Genomic DNA, 15,304 nt, shown 5'->3' with positions numbered 1-15,304 from the left:
ATCATAGCAAGGGGCGGCGGGCGTCTGCGACTTCGGCGGGCGGCGTGGTCGCCCTGGTTCGGTGATCGAACCGTGCTTCCCGAGGTGGCCGAAGCTCCCACCGGATGGGCGGTGGGCGGTGGGCGGTGGGCGGTGGGCGGTGGGCCCGTCGTCCGCCCCTCGCTGCGACAGGTCAGCCGGAGGGGCGTCGGGATCACGCCCCCCTATCGGCGCCGGCAGTGGCCGGCAAAGGCCAGCCCCTGCCGCATCGCCCGCCGGCTCACATACCCGAATAGTTCGGCCCGCCGCCGCCTTCCGGCGTGACCCAGACGATGTTCTGGGTCGGGTCCTTGATGTCGCAGGTCTTGCAGTGCACGCAGTTCTGCGCGTTGATCTGCAGGCGCTGGGCATCGCCGCCCTTCGACTCGTCGGGCACGAACTCGTACACCGCGGCAGGGCAGTAGCGTGCCTCCGGCCCGGCGAACTTCGCCAGGTTGATGTTCACCGGCACGCTCGGGTCCTTCAGCGTCAGGTGGGCGGGCTGGTCTTCGGCGTGGTTGGTGTTGCTGATGAACACGCTGGAGAGGCGGTCGAAGGTCAGCTTGCCATCGGGCTTCGGGTAGACGATGGGCTTGAACTCGGAAGCGGGCTTGAGGCAGGCGTAGTCGGGCTTGTCGCGGTGCAGGGTCCACGGGATGTGGCCCTTCAGCACGAACTGCTCGATGCCGTTCATGATCGTCGCGGTCGCCAGGCCCTTCTTGAACCAGGTCTTGAAGTTGCGCGCCTTGTTCAGCTCGGTATGGAGCCAGCTGTTCTCGAACGCGGTCGGGTAGGCGGCCAGTTCGTCGTGCTGGCGGCCTGCCTGCACGGCGTCGAAGGCGGCTTCCGCCGCCAGCATGCCGGTCTTGATGGCGGCGTGGCTGCCCTTGATGCGGCTCACGTTCAGGAAGCCCGCTTCGCAGCCCACCAGCGCGCCGCCGGGGAAGACGAACTTGGGCAGGCTCATCAGGCCGCCCGCGGTGATGGCGCGCGCGCCGTAGCTGATGCGCTTGGCCGGCTTGATGCCCTTGGCCTCGTCGCCTTCCAGGTAGTAGCGGATGTTCGGGTGCGTCTTCCAGCGCTGGAATTCCTCGAACGGGCTCAGGTAGGGGTTGGAATAGTCCAGCCCGGTGATGAAGCCCAGCGTGACCTTGTTGTCCTCGGCGTGATAGAGGAAGGAGCCGCCGTAGGTGTCCGACTTCATCGGCCAGCCGGCGGTGTGCATCACGAAGCCGGGCTGGTGGCGCTGCGGGTCGATCTCCCAAAGCTCCTTGATGCCGATGCCGTAGCTTTGCGGGTCCCGCCCGTCGTCCAGCTTGAAGTGGGAGATCAGCTGCCGGCCCAGGTGGCCGCGGGAGCCTTCCGCGAACAGGGTGTATTTGCCGTGCAGTTCCATGCCGAGCTGGAATTCGCCCGTGGGCTCGCCGTCCTTGCCGACGCCCATGTTGCCCGTGGCCACGCCCTTGACCGAGCCGTCCTCGTTGTAGAGCACCTCGGCCGCCGGGAAGCCCGGGAAGATCTCCACGCCCAGCTCTTCCGCCTGCGCGGCCAGCCAGCGCACCACGTTGCCCAGGCTGACGATGTAGTTGCCGTGGTTCTGGAAGCACTCGGGCAGCAGGAAGTTGGGCGTGCGCCAGGACGATTTCTCGCCCAGGAAGATCATCGCGTCCTCGGTCACCGGCTGGTTCAACGGGGCGCCGCGCGCTTTCCAGTCGGGAATGAGTTCGGTCAGCGCCTTCGGGTCCATGATGGCGCCCGACAGGATGTGCGCGCCGGGCTCGGAGCCCTTTTCCAGCACCACGACGGAAAGCTCTTTTTCCTTCTCGGCCGCCAGCTGCTTGAGGCGGATGGCGCTCGCCAGCCCGGCAGGGCCGCCACCCACGATCACCACGTCGTATTCCATGGCCTCTCGCGGACCATAGGTGCTCAGAATCTCGTCTTTCGTCATGGGTGTCTCTTCGTCATTTGATAATCGACACGGTGAGTCGCTGGGCCCGGCCTGGCGTCACCTCGCAACCGATTGTATGCACGGCTTTCACGCAAGTGAACGACCGTTCTTTTTTTTAGGAAGCCCCGCATGGCGGATCGACAGGCGCGCGGCGCGGCACCGGCCGGCGCGCACACCAAGGTGATGCGGAGCATCGCAGTGCGGGCAGCAGCGCGGCCGCGCCAACCCATGGCGCGCCCATGCTGACCGGCATCGCGGCGGGCCTGGCCGCAGGCGCCCTCTGGGGGCTGGTGTTCGTGGCGCCCGCCATCGCGCACGGGTTTCCTTCCACCGATCTGGCGTCGTGGCGCTTCATGGCCTACGGTGCCATGGCGGCCGGCATGCTGCTCTGGAGCCTGCGCGGCACCCCCCGCTGGCCCAGCCTGCGCCAGGCGGGCGCGGCGCTCGGGCTGTCGGTGCTGGGCTTCACGGGCTACTACTTCCTGCTGGTGCTGGCCATCCGCGATGCGGGGGCGGCCATGCCGGCACTCATCATCGGCACCATTCCGGTCTGGGTCATCGTGCTGGGCAAGCCGCACGGGTTGCGCTGGACCGCGCTGGTGCCGGGGCTGCTGCTGACCGTCGCCGGCCTGCTGCTGATGGCTGACGTGCCGCACGCGGACGCTTCCAGCACCGGCGCGGCCGCGTCCGTCAGCGGGGGATTGCCTGCGGGCAGCTACTGGCGCGGCATCGGTCTCTCGCTGGTGGCGCTGGTGTTCTGGACGGCGTTCGCGCTGCTGAATTCGGCCTGGTTGAAGCGCCACCCCGAGGTGCGTGCGGGCGAGTGGGCGAACTGGCTCGGCATCGCCACCGGGCTGGGCGGGCTGCTGCTGTGGCTCACGCTCGGCTCCAGCCTCGGGTCGCTGGCTGCGCGCCCGGGCTTTGGCAGCTTCGTGCTGGTGTGCCTTGCCATCGGGATCGGCGCCAGCTGGCTGGCGACCGTGCTCTGGAACGTCGCCAGCCAGCGCCTGTCGGCCAGCCTCTGCGGGCAACTGATCGTGAGCGAAACGCTTTTCGCGCTGCTCTATTCCTTCGCCTGGGCCGGCCACTGGCCCTCGGCCGCCCAGTGGGCGGCCTGCGTGCTGTTCACCCTCGGCATTCTCGCGTCGGTGCGCGCGCACCGCTGAGAGGGCTGGCGCAGCACGCGCCAGCGCCTGCCCGCACCGATCCGACCCGGGCGGGGCGAAGCGCCTCATGGGGCGAGCCGCTCCAGCGTCAGCGGGTCGGGCTGGCCGCCGAAGTAGCGGTGCAGAACGGCGGCAAACACCGTGTCTTCGGGGGCTGCCACCTGGCTGAACAGGGTCATGCTGGAGCGCAGCTTCACGTCGTCGGGGCTGCCCAGGATGTCGTGGGCAGAGCGGCCTTCCTGCTGGAGCAGCAGGTCGCAGCAGGCACGCAGCCGCTGGCCCAGCTCCGGGTGATCCAGATAGGCCCGGGCCTCGGCGGCCGAGGCGATGGCATAGCGGCGCGCCATCTCGCTGTGGCCCAGGCCGGCCAGCTGCGGGAAGACGAACCACATCCAGTGCGTGCGCTTGCGGCCGGCATGCAGCTCGGCCTGTACCTGGGGCCAGACGGGGGCTTGTGCCTGCAGGAATCGGTCGAGCGAAGTGAAGGGGGCCATGGTCCATCTTGGCCGCGCTGCCGGCCGGCCCGTGGTGAGGCTTGCGCCCGCGTCGGATGGTGCCCAGTCCTACAAAAAAGCGTGTCGGCCCGGCGCGATCCTGCAGCGCATGACCTTGCGCATCCATCACCTGAACTGCATTTCGGCCTGCGCCCTGGGCGGGCATCTGATGGACGGCTGCACGCCCTCGCTGCTGCAGCGCGCGCCGCTGTGCTGCCACTGCCTGCTGGTGGAAACGCCCGCCGGCCTCGTGCTGGTGGACACTGGCTACGGCTTGCGCGACGTGCGCGACCCACGCAGCCGCCTGAGCCCGTTCTTCCTCTGGCTGATGGACCCCGACCTGCGGGAGGAGATGACGGCCGTGCGGCAGATCCGCCGGCTCGGGTTCGACACCGCCGACGTGCGCGACATCGTCCTGACGCACCTCGACTTCGACCATGCCGGGGGGCTGGACGATTTTCCGCGGGCGCGCGTGCACTTGCTGGCGCGGGAACATGACGACGCCATGGCCCGGCGCGGCTGGCTGGACCGCCAGCGCTATCGGCCGCAGCAGTGGACGCAGCGCCAGCACTGGCACACCTATGCGCCGTCGCAGGGCGAAGGCTGGTTCGGCTTCGACTGCGTGCGGGAGCTGGAGGGCGTTCCGCACGACATCCTGCTGGTCCCCCTGACCGGCCACACGCTGGGCCATGCCGGCGTGGCCGTGCGATCGCAAGAGGGTTGGCTGCTGCAGGCCGGCGATGCCTACTTCCATCACCGCGAGATGGATGCCGCCGCACCCTGGTGCACCCCCGGGCTGCGGGCCTACCAGGCCCTGATGGAAAAGGACCGGCCGGCGCGCCTGGCCAACCAGCAGCGGCTGCGGGCGCTGGCCCACGGCCATGCGGGCGAGGTGCGGGTCTGCTGCGCGCACGACAACCGGGAATTCGAGCAACTGGCAGGGCGGTCCCTGTCGTCGCTGCCGTGAAGGCGGGTGGAATTGCCTGGGGGGCCGTGCCCCGGGCGGCCCCGGCGCCGCCGGATGGGGGCGGCAGAAAGCTCAGTTGATGGCGGTGAAGAACTCGTCCAGCTGGGTGGACTTGTCGAACACCGCATCGGCACCCAGGGCCGCGCAGCGGCGGCATACGTCGGGCGACACGTAGTTGGTGAGCATGAAGATCTGCTGGTTGGCCGCGCGCTGCTGCAGCGCCTCCAGCACCGAAAGCCCGTTGCCTTCGCGCAGGAACAGGTCCAGCACCATCAGCTGCCAGTCGCATTCGGTGGACACCTTCAGCGCCTCGTCGACGGTTTCCGCCGTCGCCACCACCTCACCGATGGTGAGATCGCTCAGTGCGGAGAGCAGCGACGCACGGATGGCGGGATTGTCTTCGACGAGGATGATGCGTTTTTGCATGAGGGTGTGGGAGCGGAGCGATTCCATCGAGCATCCGGGCGCCGCACGACATGGCGTGTAGGAACAAAGGCTTTTCGGGCCGTAGGGTTTTTGGAGCGCCTGATGCCCCAGGTCTGCCGATGACCCGCCCTGGGAGGTGCTCAGCCTTTAGCTACCGCGGCCTGAAGCTATCCGAGTGATAGCGCCGATCAGCGGATGACGCGAAAACGTGTCGCATGCGCGACAAGCCATTCCTGCGCCAGGGCCGCGGAGCCGGGTGTATGCCGTTCCTGGTCGGGATGGAAATCGCGGCGCAGGTAGCGCAGCGCGGCCGGCACCGTCCGCCACACGAGCCCGTCGCGGCCCCAGAAGAGATCGAGGGCCTGCCACCATGTCGAGGGCCGCCAGAGCGTGCCGTCGCGGTGCAGGTTCAGGGCGGTCTGGCAGAGCGCGTCGCGCGCGAAAGTGACGCAGACGAACAGGTACCAGCGCACCCTCCATCGGTCGCTGCCGCCGGCCGCACGGTACAGGTCGAACGCCACGGAGCGGTGCTCTGTTTCCTCGGCCGCATGCCAGCGCCAGAGCAACTGCATTTCGGCTTCTGCGCCCTCCAGCCAGCGGGGGTAGCGCAGGGTGCCATCGGCCAGCAGCGCGGTGAAGTGCTCATAGGCGCAGGTCACCGCCAGCGCATGCAGCGGATGCGGGGCGCGTTCGTGGAGCCGGCCGATGCGCTCGCGCGCCCACTGCTGCCAGCGGTTGACCAGGCCCTGCTTGTCCAGCTGCGCGTTGTAGAGGCCGTGGATCTGCCGGTGCGTGGCCTCCTGCCCGATGAAGCCGCGCAGCTGCTCCTGCAGTTCTTCGCGCAGCGCGGCGTGCTCGGGGCCCTGGGGCAACAGGGGGGCCGCGCTCCGGACCGCGTCCATGAAGAACTGCTCGCCCACCGGAAAGCTCATCGACAGCGCATTGAAGAACTGGGTATGAAACGCCTTGCCGCCGTGCCAGTGGCGGCCGAAGCCGCGCTCCAGGTTCACGGCCAGCTTGCGGATGGGCAACGGGCTGGGGCGACGGACGTCTGCGGCCTGGCCGTCCGGCGCGGTGTCAGCGGAGGTGGCTCCAGCGGTAGAGGTGTGGGTCATGGGCACGTTCCTGGCGGCGGCGCGGGCCGCCCGCATTGCAGTGGAAGCTGTTTCTGAGCATTATTCAGATTCCGTCCGCGCACCGCTACTCGCCTAATGCTCATGTTTTGCCCGCATCACCCATGAAGAAGACCGACACCCCCAAACCCCGGCCAGCCTTGCGCCGCCAGCCCACGCAGGAGCGTGCGCTGCAGACCATCGAGACCATTTTTGGCGCCGCAGCTCAGATCGTGGAACAGCAGGGCGAGGCAGCCGTGACCACCAATCGCATCGCCGAGGTGGCGGGCTTTTCCATCGGCACGCTCTACCAGTACTTCCCCTCGAAGGAGGCCATCCTGCTGGCGATGGTGGAGCGCGAGCGCCAGCGCGTGCAGCAGCAGATCCAGCAGCTGCTGGACACGGCGGTGGCCGAGCGGCGCGAGGTGCGCGCGGTGGTGCGCGACATGGTGGGCCTGCTGGTGGCGGCCTTCGGCACCGGCCGTTCGCTGGCCGGGCGGCAGATGGTGCGGCTGGGCTGGCGCATCGACCGGCATGAGGCCGTCACCGCCGCGCTGCGCGAAGGCGCCGAGCGCAACGCGCTGGCCCTATCGCGGCTGGTGGAAGAGGGCGGGGGCGATGCTTCGGTGCGCTCGCCCACGCCGGCCATGATGTTCGTCGCCACCCGTGCGGTGATGGGCGCCATCCGCAGCGCCGCGCTGGAGAACTCGCCGCTTCTGGGCACCCCCGCGTTCGAGGACGAACTGGTGCGCATGATCTGGGGACTGCTGCGGGCGGACGACGATGCGCCGCGGGCTGCGCCGTGAATTGCAAGCCAAAACGGGCTGTATCGCCCGTGAATAAATCACCTATAGCTATAATAAGTATAGCAATAGGGCTGGGCTTTTCGTTCAGGTCACTGGCGCGGGATTGAACAGCACCAGCTGGTTGGCCAGCTTCCAGCGTTCGGCCCAGGTCTTGTGCCGGCCGCTGGCGACTTCCAGCATCAGCTGGAACATCTCCCAGCCCAGCGATTCGATGGTCGCCTCGCCATCGGCGATGCGCCCTGCGTTCACATCCATCAGGTCGTGCCAGCGCCGCGCCAGGTCGCTGCGGGTGGCCACCTTGATGACCGGCACCTCGGCCAGGCCGTAGGGTGTGCCCCGGCCGGTGGTGAACACGTGCAGGTTCATGCCCGCGGCCAGCTGCAGCGTGCCGCAGATGAAGTCGCTGGCGGGCGTGGCCGCATACAGCAGGCCCTTCTGCCGGGCCTTCTCGCCCGGCGACACCACCCCGCTGATGGGTGCGCTGCCGCTCTTGACGATGGAGCCCATCGCCTTTTCGACGATGTTGGAGAGGCCCCCTTTCTTGTTGCCCGGCGTGGTGTTGGCGCTGCGGTCCACGCGGCCCTGGTTCAGGTAGGCGTCGTACCAGGCCATCTCGCGGATCATCGCCTGGGCCACCTCGGGCGTGGAGGCGCGCGCCGTGAGCTGGTCGATGCCGTCGCGCACCTCGGTCACCTCGCTGAACATCACCGTCGCACCTGCGCGCACCAGCAGGTCGGTGCAAAAGCCCACCGCCGGGTTGGCGGTGACGCCGCTGAAGGCATCGCTGCCGCCGCACTGCACGCCCACCACCAGTTCGCTGGCCGGCACCGTTTCGCGCCGGCGGGCGTTGAGCCGCGCCAGATGGCCCTGCGCCTGCCGCATGATCGATTCGACCATCGACATGAAGCCCACATGCGCTTCGTCCTGCAGGCAGACGACGTCGAGCGGGGCTTCTTCGAGCGTGCGCTCGTCGCGCAGCGGGATGCTGCCGGGTGGCAGCAGGCGCTCGGGCTGGAGCTTTTCGCAGCCCAGGCTGACGACCATCACCTCGCCGCCGAAGTTGGGGTTGAGGCTGATGTTGCGCAGCGTGCGGATCGGAATGATCGCGTCGGGCGCGTCGATGGCCACGCCGCAGCCGTAGCCGTGCTCCAGCGCCACCACGTCGTCCACGTTGGGGAAACGCGGCAGCAGTTCGGCCTTGATGCGCTGCACGGCGAAATCGGTCACGCCGGCCACGCACTGCACCGTCTGGGTGATGGCGAGGATGTTGCGCGTGCCCACCGAGCCGTCGGCGTTGCGATAGCCCTCGAAGGTGTAGCCGGTGAGCGGCTCCAGCGCGGGCGGGCGCACGGTGGCGATGGGCAGCCCTTCCAGCGAACGCGCCTCGGGCATCTGCAGCAGCTTTTCATGCACCCAGCTGCCGGCGGCGATGGGCCGTACGGCATAGCCGATCGGCACGTCGTAGCGGCGCACCACGCCGCCTGCGGGAATGTCTTCGAGCGCCACCTTGTGGGCCTGGGGCACGTGTTCGACGAGGACCGGGCCGCCGGGCAGGGCGGTGCCGGCGGGCAGGCCGCCGTCGTTGGCGATGATGGCGACGTTGTCGGCCGCATGCATCTTGATGTGCAGGGGCGGGCGGGAGAGGGGGGTGGGGGCGTTCATGGTGGGGTCCTCAGGCGGGCTGCGCTGGAGGGCGCGCGCCGCGGGTGCGATCATGCCCGTTGGCCGATCTCGGCGGTCTCGCGCGTCCAGGCGCGGGCCTGTTCGGTCAGCGAAAGCCCCAGGCCGGGGCGGGTGGGCACCAGCATGCGGCCGTTCTTCAATTCCAGGCGTTCGTTGAAGAGCGGCTCCAGCCAGTCGAAATGCTCGACCCACGGCTCGCTGGGGTAGACGGCGCCCAGGTGCACGTGCAGTTCCATGGCGAAGTGCGGTGCCAGCATCACATGGGCGGCTTCGGCCTGCGCCGCCACTTTCAGGAACGGCGTGATGCCGCCCAAACGCGGGCCGTCCGGCATGATGAAGTCGGCGCTGCGGTGGCGGATCAGCTCGGCATGTTCGGCGGCGCTGGTCAGCATCTCGCCGGTGGCGATGGGCGTGTCGAACTGTGCGGCCAGCGCGGCGTGGCCTTCGTAGTCGTAGGCATCGAGAGGCTCCTCGATCCAGACCAGGTTGTACTGCTCGAAGATGCGGCACATGCGCTGCGCCGTGGGGCGGTCCCATTGCTGGTTGGCGTCCACCATGATGGGTGTGGCGTCACCCAGATGCTGGCGCATGGCCTCCACGCGCCGGATGTCCAGCGCGCAGTCCGGCTGGCCCACCTTGAGCTTGATGCCGCCGATGCCGCGGTCGAGCGAGGCCCGCGCATTCACCTTGAGCTGGTCCAGCGGCGTGTGCAGGAAGCCGCCCGAGGTGTTGTAGCAGCGCACGGAGTCACGCTGCGATCCCAGCAGCTTGGACAGCGACAGGTTGGCGCGGCGCGCCTTGATGTCCCACAGCGCCACGTCGAAGGCGCCGATGGCCTGCACCGCCATGCCGCTGCGGCCCACCGAGGCGCCGGCCCAGCACAGCTGGGTCCAGAGGCGCGCGATGTCGCTCGGGTCTTCGCCGATCAGCGCGGGCGCGATCTCCCTCGCGTGCGCGAATTGCCCGGGCCCGCCGGCGCGCTTGGAATAGCTCAGCCCCAAGCCGCGGTGGCCGTCCCGGGTCTCGATCTCCGCGAACAGCATCGCGATCTCGGTCATCGGCTTCTGCCGGCCCGTCAGCACCTTGGCGTCGCTGATCGGCTGCGCGAGCGGCAGGTAGCAGGACGAAATCCGGATCCAGGCGATGCGGTCCTGGCTGGCGGTTTCAGAAATGGCGGCAGTGGCGGCGGCAGTGGCGGCAGTGGCGAGAGCAGGCGCAGAAGGCATGGAAGGGCGGGCGAGGGGATGAACACGAGGAAATGATCTGTCCGTGACCCACCCGGCGCGAGCTTCGCCGGCCGAGCGGGCCCGGATGGGAGGCGCACCTCAATCGATGGTGATCTTCCCGTTCTGGATCACCGTCTTCCAGCGGTCGTATTCCTTGCGCTGGAAGGCGGCGAATTCCTCCGGCGTGTTGGTCACCATCTCGAAGCCGATCGACACGAACTGGTCTTTCACCTTCGGATCGTTGAGCGCCTCGACGAATGCCGCGTGGGCCTTCTGGCGCACGGCCGGCGGCAGGCCCTTGGGTGCCACGATGGCTTGCCAGGAAGCGACCTCGACGTTCTTCACGCCGGCTTCCGCCAGCGTCGGCACGTCGGGCAGCACGGCAGACCGCTTGGGGCTGGTGATCGCCAGCGGGCGCATCTTGCCGGCCTTGATGTACTGGATGACCGAATTCACGTTCTGGAAGGAGGCGTCCACCTGGTTGCCGATGAGGTCGGTATGGGCAGGCGCGCCGCCCTTGTAGGGGATGTGGACGCCCTGGGTCCCCGTCTGCTGCCAGAACAGCTCGGCCGTCAGGTGGTCGCTGGAGCCGTTGCCGGCCGAGGCGAAGCTCATCTTGTTGGGGTTCGCCTTCAGGTGGGCCACCACGTCGGCCACGCTCTTGTGCGGCGAGGCGGCGGGCACCACCAGCACGTTGGGCGACTGCACGGCGACCGTGATGAAGTCGAAGTCCTTGGTGGGGTCGTAGGGCAGGCTCTTGAGCAGGTGCGGCACGATGACCAGCGGGCCCAGCGAGGTCACCAGGAAGGTATAGCCGTCGGCCGGTGCCCGCTGCACGAAGGTGGCGCCAATGGTGCCGGTGGCGCCGGGCTTGTTGTCCACCAGGAACGACTGCTTGAACTTCTCGGTGAGACGCGGGCCCACCGCGCGGGCCACCTGGTCGGTCGAGCCGCCCGGCGGGAACGGCACCACCAGGGTGACGGGCTTTTCCGGCCAGTTCTGGGCCGACGCGCCCAGCGCGGCCAGCAGGAGGGCCGCAGCCCCAACCATCTTCTTCATCTTGTCTCCTTGTCGAGCACCTGAGGTGACATCGTTGTCATTTGAAATGTTCAATCCACGGCGCGCTCTGTTATTGGCTGCTGAGAAGGCTGATCTGGACACCGTTGGTTAAATGATATCGTTGTCATTTTGACATTTCATCAGGGTTTTCCTGGTGCCTGGGGTCGTGCCTGCGGCGGGGCGGATTTGCGGAACCTGCCCCTGGGGTGGACCCAAGCCGTGGCAGGATGCGAACCGAATCGCGGGGCGGGCCAGTGCGCCGGCCCGCTGTTCTGCCTTCGCCATGCACTGCTCGCCAGTCCCTGTCCCCATCCGCTGAACCCCGGCCACGCATCTGTGCCGCGCGAATGACTGAGGGCTTCGAGGGGTGGGAAGCAGCCTCGCGGAGCATCTTTCCCCACGTCCTTCCATGAACCCACCCATTCCCCCCAAACCCGCCACGCTGCACGACGTGGCCAAGGCGGCTGGCGTGTCGCTGATCACGGCCTCGCGCGCGCTGGGCAACCCGGCCATCGTCTCCGACAAGACGCGCGCCCGGGTCGAGCAGGCGGTGGAGGCGACCGGCTATGTTCCCAACCTGCTGGCGGGCGGGCTCAAGTCGAAGCGCAGCCGCATGGTGGCGGGGATCGTTCCGGCCCTGTCGGTTTCGCAGTTCCTTCCCACCGTCCAGACCCTCACCGCCGCGCTGCACGAGCAGGGCTACCAGTTGCTGCTGGGCCAGACCTTCTACGACGCAGCGCGCGAGGACGAAGTGCTGGCCGCCATGATCAGCCGCCAGCCGGACGGCATCGTGATGATGGGGCTGGTGCAGTCCGAGCGCGCCCGCGAGCGCCTGCGCCGCGCGCGTATTCCGGTGGTGGAAACCTGGGACTTCAGCGACCGGCCCGTGGACATGGTGATCGGCTTCTCGCACCTGAAGGTCGGCAGCGCACTGGCAGGCTATTTCCTGGCGCGGGGCTATCAACGTGTGGGCATCGCCACCGGGGACGACCACCGCGCCATGCAGCGGCACGCAGGCTTCGCTGCCGCCTGGGGCCGCGATGTGCCCACCGCCCGGGTGGCCGCGCCCAGCACGCTCGAATCGGGCCGTCGCGCCCTGGGCGAGTTGCTGGAACGGCAACCCCGACTGCAGGCGGTGGCCTGCAGCTCCGACATGCTGGCCCATGGCGTGCTGGTGGAGGCCCGCGCGCGCGGCCTGCGGGTGCCGGAGGACCTGGCGGTGTCCGGCTTCGGCAACGCCGAATTCGCTGCGCACATGGTGCCCGCCATCACCACCGTGCATGTGGACGGCCCCGAGATCGGCCGCCTGGCCGCCCGGCTCATCGTGGACCGCTGCCGGGGCGTGGCGCCCGAGCGGTCGTCGTTCGATCTGGGTTTCCGCATGATCGAGCGAGCGTCCACCTCGGCGACCGCCGGCGACACGGGTCCGCCCGGCCACCCCGCCGTGGATTGATGGTGAAAACCGCCGTGAGCGCTTGTCAAATAAGCCTGTGGTGCTACTGAATCAGTAGCATCGCTGCTTCACTGGCACTGCTTCTTTTCGCGCGGCACCCGCCCCATCAGATAGAACTCGGGGTTGGGCTGCATGCCGGCGAAGCTCGCCATGCGGTTGGACAAGCCGAAGAACGCCGTGATCGCCGCGATGTCCCAGGCGTCCTCATCGTCGAAGCCGTGCGCATGCAGTGCATCGATATCGGCCGGCTCGACCGCCTGGCTGTTCAGGCACACCTTCATGGCGAACTCGAGCATGGCGCGCTCGCGCGGGCTGATGTCGGCCTTGCGCCAGTTGACTGCCACCTGGTCGGCGATGAACGGTTTCTTTTCGTAGATGCGCAGGATGGCGCCATGGGCCACCACGCAGTAGAGGCACTGGTTGGCCGCGCTGGTGGTGGTCACGATCATCTCGCGCTCGCCCTTGGTCAGGCTGCCTTCTTCCTTCAGCATCAGCGCGTCGTGGTAGGCGAAGAACGCCCGCCATTCGGCCGGCCGCCGCGCGAAGGCGAGGAACACGTTGGGAATGAAACCCGATTTCTCCTGCACTTCCAGGATGCGGGCGCGGATGTCCTGGGGCAGGGTGTTCAGGTCGGGGTGAGGGTAGCGGCTCAAGCGGGTCTCCTGACGGTGGGGGAAGGGCGCTGGAGACGGTAGCACGCGCTGGCGGCCGGCGATGTCCCGAGGGGGCGGCGCCGTGACGGGCCTCGGCGGGCCGGGCCTGCAGGGCGGGTCGTACGGTGGGCTGGGGGCTTCACACCGCCCGCAGCAGCACGCCCCTGGACGGGCTGCCGCCGCCGGTCAGGGATGCCAATGGCTTTCCCTTTGCACGGGCGCCGCCTGGGCCGACGCATTCCCCGCCAGCGCGTACGACAGCTGCGTGGCAGCGCTCACCACCGTCTGCGCCAGCCCCTGCAGCCGGTCTTCGGTCAGGCGCGATGCGGGCCCCGAGATGCAGACCGACCCCATCAGCCGCCAGTGCATGCCGAAGACGGGCGCGGACACCGTGGCCACGCCCTGTTCGCGCTCGCTGATCGACCAGTGGTAGCCGCGCTGGCGGATGGCTTCGTACACCGCGCCGGGTTCGCCCGAAAAAGCCAGGATCACCCGGCCCGGCGAGCCCTTGTCGAGCGGCAGGCCCTCGCCCATGCGCGCATGGTGGCGCAAGGCCTGCGGGCCTTCCACGCGCACGATGCAGGTGCGCAGGTTGCCTTCGCGCACGTAGAAGGCGGCGCTTTCGCCGGTGGCCTGGGTCAGCGCGCGCAGGGCCGGTTCCATGACGTTCTGCACGTCGAAGCCCGCCTGGTAGCGGGCGCCCAGCCAGCCCGTGGCGGGGCCGAGCCGCCAGTCGCCGTCCTCGCGCTGCACCAGATAGCCCGATTGCGAAAGCGTGCGTGCCAGACGCAGCACGGTGGTCTTGTGCAGGCCGCAGCGCCGGCTCAGCTCGGCCAGCGGCAGATGGGATTCGCCGAGGGCGAACGCCTCCAGCACCTGCAGGGCGCGGGTCACGGCGATCACGCCACCGGACTCTCTGGCCCGGGTCTGCCCCGCGTCATCGTCGTGGGCCGTGACAGGCAGGGATGAACTGTCCGCTTTACCGCTCGATGCGGTGTTCGAGGGAGCGGAGGACCGTGTCGTAGAAGGGTTGCCCATGGTGGTATTCGTTTCGCTGTGCGCAACTGCATTGTATGGGTTGAAACGTTTTCGTAGGGTTGCCACCCATGCCTGCAGCACGGCACGGCAGGTCCACAAACAGGAGACAAACCATGCAGAACGCCATTTCGATGACTCGCCGCGCCCTGGGCGCGCCACTGTGCCTTGCGGCCCTGATGGGAATGGGTGCGGCCGCACTCGCTCCCGCAGCCGCCCACGCGCAGGCCGCCTACCCCAGCAAGCCCATCCGCCTCATCGTGCCGTTCCCGCCCGGCGGCGGCACGGACATGATCGCGCGCACCGTGGCGCAGAAGCTGACCGACCAGCACAAGTGGAACGTGGTGGTGGACAACCGTCCGGGTGCCGGCGGCAACCTGGGCGTGGACGCCGCAGCCAAGGCCGCGCCGGACGGCTACACGCTGGTGATGGGCCAGACCAGCAACCTGGCCATCAACCCCTCGCTTTACGCCAAGCTGCCGTACGACCCGCTCAAGGACCTGGTGCCCGTGGCCCTGGTGTCCTCGGCACCCATCGTCATGGCCGCGCCCGCCAACTCGCCCTACAAGACCTTCGCCGACGTGGTCGCCGCCTCCAAGGGCAAGCCCGACGCGCTCACGCTGGGCTATTCCGGCAACGGCACGGTCGCCCACCTGGCGGGCGAGCTGGCGGAGAACGCCGCCGGCATCCAGCTGCGCCATGTGCCGTACAAGGGCGCCTCGCAGGCCATGACCGACCTGGTGGGCGGGCAGATCGACCTGTACATGTCCGCCGTGCCCACGCTGCTGGGCCAGGTGCGCAACGGCAAGCTGCGCGCGATCGTGATCACGTCGCTCAAGCGCTCCGCCCAACTGCCCGACACGCCCACGCTGGCCGAATCGGGCTACAAGGATTTCGAGGCAGCTTCCTGGTACGGCGTGCTGGCGCCCGCAGGCACGCCCGCGGCAATCGTGAAGACGCTGAACCAGGCGATCAACCAGGCGCTGACCCAACCGGACGTGGCGGAGAAGCTCAAGTCGGAAGGCGGCGACGTGCTCGGCGGCACGCCGGAAAAGTTCAGCGCACTGCTCAAGGCCGAAGTGCCCCGCTGGGCCAAGATCGTCAAGGACTCCGGCGCCAGCATCGACTGACTGCCCGCCGCCGCATGCCTCCCGCGCCCAGGCGGCTGTCCGGGCGTCGGTTCGGGCGTCTGTCCGGGCGCGATGACCGGCGTCGTCACAGACAACCCCTGCGCCGGCAACCCCGGCGACCGCCGCAT

General features: G+C 68.7%; 14 protein-coding genes. 5 read left to right on the top strand and 9 right to left on the bottom strand.

Annotated elements, in window-relative coordinates; all coding sequences use genetic code 11:
- Window positions 1-259 precede the first annotated feature (259 nt).
- The gene (locus ASF94_RS05550; RefSeq protein ID WP_056662798.1) at window positions 260-1,966 is read right to left on the bottom strand and encodes an electron transfer flavoprotein-ubiquinone oxidoreductase; all 1,707 of its coding nucleotides are present in this window, start codon (window positions 1,964-1,966) and stop codon (window positions 260-262) included.
- Window positions 1,967-2,205: 239 nt separating this feature from the next.
- On the opposite strand from ASF94_RS05550, the gene ASF94_RS05545 reads away from it, so the two are divergent.
- Window positions 2,206-3,132, top strand: a complete 927-nt coding sequence (locus tag ASF94_RS05545) for a DMT family transporter (protein ID WP_056662795.1) — start codon at window positions 2,206-2,208, stop codon at window positions 3,130-3,132.
- Between the two features lie 65 nt (window positions 3,133-3,197).
- On the opposite strand, the gene ASF94_RS05540 is transcribed toward ASF94_RS05545, so the two are convergent.
- Window positions 3,198-3,626 (bottom strand): DUF1810 domain-containing protein, encoded by a 429-nt coding sequence (locus tag ASF94_RS05540; RefSeq protein WP_056662792.1) that lies wholly within the window; start codon window positions 3,624-3,626, stop codon window positions 3,198-3,200.
- Window positions 3,627-3,741: 115 nt separating this feature from the next.
- On the opposite strand from ASF94_RS05540, the gene ASF94_RS05535 reads away from it, so the two are divergent.
- Window positions 3,742-4,593 (top strand): MBL fold metallo-hydrolase, encoded by an 852-nt coding sequence (locus ASF94_RS05535; protein WP_056662866.1) that lies wholly within the window; start codon window positions 3,742-3,744, stop codon window positions 4,591-4,593.
- A gap of 72 nt (window positions 4,594-4,665) precedes the next feature.
- Here the strand turns inward: ASF94_RS05535 and ASF94_RS05530 are convergent, their stop codons facing one another.
- Together ASF94_RS05530 and ASF94_RS05525 are read right to left on the bottom strand one after the other, a co-directional pair.
- Complete coding sequence (locus ASF94_RS05530) at window positions 4,666-5,019, bottom strand: response regulator transcription factor (protein ID WP_056662863.1); 354 nt, start codon at window positions 5,017-5,019, stop codon at window positions 4,666-4,668.
- 188 nt (window positions 5,020-5,207) lie between these two features.
- Window positions 5,208-6,134: a metal-dependent hydrolase gene (locus ASF94_RS05525; protein ID WP_082493010.1), complete on the bottom strand. Its 927-nt coding sequence runs from the start codon at window positions 6,132-6,134 to the stop codon at window positions 5,208-5,210.
- Window positions 6,135-6,256: 122 nt separating this feature from the next.
- On the opposite strand from ASF94_RS05525, the gene ASF94_RS05520 reads away from it, so the two are divergent.
- The gene (locus ASF94_RS05520; protein ID WP_056662785.1) at window positions 6,257-6,937 is read left to right on the top strand and encodes a TetR/AcrR family transcriptional regulator; all 681 of its coding nucleotides are present in this window, start codon (window positions 6,257-6,259) and stop codon (window positions 6,935-6,937) included.
- Between the two features lie 84 nt (window positions 6,938-7,021).
- Here ASF94_RS05520 and garD read toward each other — a convergent pair whose 3' ends face one another.
- From garD to ASF94_RS05505, 3 genes are all read right to left on the bottom strand, one after another.
- A complete protein-coding gene (gene garD, locus ASF94_RS05515; RefSeq protein WP_056662861.1) occupies window positions 7,022-8,599 on the bottom strand; it encodes a galactarate dehydratase in 1,578 nt (525 codons plus the stop codon).
- Between the two features lie 50 nt (window positions 8,600-8,649).
- Window positions 8,650-9,846 (bottom strand): mandelate racemase/muconate lactonizing enzyme family protein, encoded by a 1,197-nt coding sequence (locus ASF94_RS05510; protein ID WP_056662782.1) that lies wholly within the window; start codon window positions 9,844-9,846, stop codon window positions 8,650-8,652.
- A gap of 99 nt (window positions 9,847-9,945) precedes the next feature.
- The gene (locus ASF94_RS05505; RefSeq protein ID WP_056662779.1) at window positions 9,946-10,905 is read right to left on the bottom strand and encodes a tripartite tricarboxylate transporter substrate binding protein; all 960 of its coding nucleotides are present in this window, start codon (window positions 10,903-10,905) and stop codon (window positions 9,946-9,948) included.
- Window positions 10,906-11,314: 409 nt separating this feature from the next.
- Between ASF94_RS05505 and ASF94_RS05500 the strand changes: the two genes are divergently transcribed.
- A complete protein-coding gene (locus tag ASF94_RS05500) occupies window positions 11,315-12,358 on the top strand; it encodes a LacI family DNA-binding transcriptional regulator (RefSeq protein WP_056662775.1) in 1,044 nt (347 codons plus the stop codon).
- Between the two features lie 68 nt (window positions 12,359-12,426).
- Here ASF94_RS05500 and ASF94_RS05495 read toward each other — a convergent pair whose 3' ends face one another.
- The gene (locus ASF94_RS05495) at window positions 12,427-13,011 is read right to left on the bottom strand and encodes a peroxidase-related enzyme (protein ID WP_056662773.1); all 585 of its coding nucleotides are present in this window, start codon (window positions 13,009-13,011) and stop codon (window positions 12,427-12,429) included.
- A 186-nt stretch (window positions 13,012-13,197) separates the two neighbouring features.
- Window positions 13,198-14,049: an IclR family transcriptional regulator gene (locus tag ASF94_RS05490; RefSeq protein WP_082493004.1), complete on the bottom strand. Its 852-nt coding sequence runs from the start codon at window positions 14,047-14,049 to the stop codon at window positions 13,198-13,200.
- Between the two features lie 113 nt (window positions 14,050-14,162).
- Here ASF94_RS05490 and ASF94_RS05485 point away from each other — a divergent pair, with 113 nt between their 5' ends.
- Window positions 14,163-15,176 (top strand): tripartite tricarboxylate transporter substrate binding protein, encoded by a 1,014-nt coding sequence (locus ASF94_RS05485; RefSeq protein ID WP_235505273.1) that lies wholly within the window; start codon window positions 14,163-14,165, stop codon window positions 15,174-15,176.
- Window positions 15,177-15,304 lie beyond the last annotated feature (128 nt).

This window comes from Acidovorax sp. Leaf160 (assembly GCF_001424265.1).
GTDB lineage: Bacteria > Pseudomonadota > Gammaproteobacteria > Burkholderiales > Burkholderiaceae_C > Paracidovorax.
This window is presented reverse-complemented; position numbering and strand designations above follow the sequence as displayed.

Bases quoted from the DNA above. Each gene is read 5' to 3' on its own strand.
- ASF94_RS05550 (WP_056662798.1), bottom strand. From the start codon at position 1,966: ATGACGAAAGACGAGATTCTGAGCACCTATGGTCCGCGAGAGGCCATG.
- ASF94_RS05545 (WP_056662795.1), top strand. From the start codon at position 2,206: ATGCTGACCGGCATCGCGGCGGGCCTGGCCGCAGGCGCCCTCTGGGGG.
- ASF94_RS05540 (WP_056662792.1), bottom strand. From the start codon at position 3,626: ATGGCCCCCTTCACTTCGCTCGACCGATTCCTGCAGGCACAAGCCCCC.
- ASF94_RS05530 (WP_056662863.1), bottom strand. From the start codon at position 5,019: ATGCAAAAACGCATCATCCTCGTCGAAGACAATCCCGCCATCCGTGCG.
- ASF94_RS05525 (WP_082493010.1), bottom strand. From the start codon at position 6,134: ATGACCCACACCTCTACCGCTGGAGCCACCTCCGCTGACACCGCGCCG.
- ASF94_RS05520 (WP_056662785.1), top strand. From the start codon at position 6,257: ATGAAGAAGACCGACACCCCCAAACCCCGGCCAGCCTTGCGCCGCCAG.
- garD (WP_056662861.1), bottom strand. From the start codon at position 8,599: ATGAACGCCCCCACCCCCCTCTCCCGCCCGCCCCTGCACATCAAGATG.
- ASF94_RS05510 (WP_056662782.1), bottom strand. From the start codon at position 9,846: ATGCCTTCTGCGCCTGCTCTCGCCACTGCCGCCACTGCCGCCGCCACT.
- ASF94_RS05505 (WP_056662779.1), bottom strand. From the start codon at position 10,905: ATGAAGAAGATGGTTGGGGCTGCGGCCCTCCTGCTGGCCGCGCTGGGC.
- ASF94_RS05500 (WP_056662775.1), top strand. From the start codon at position 11,315: ATGAACCCACCCATTCCCCCCAAACCCGCCACGCTGCACGACGTGGCC.
- ASF94_RS05490 (WP_082493004.1), bottom strand. From the start codon at position 14,049: ATGGGCAACCCTTCTACGACACGGTCCTCCGCTCCCTCGAACACCGCA.
- ASF94_RS05485 (WP_235505273.1), top strand. From the start codon at position 14,163: ATGCAGAACGCCATTTCGATGACTCGCCGCGCCCTGGGCGCGCCACTG.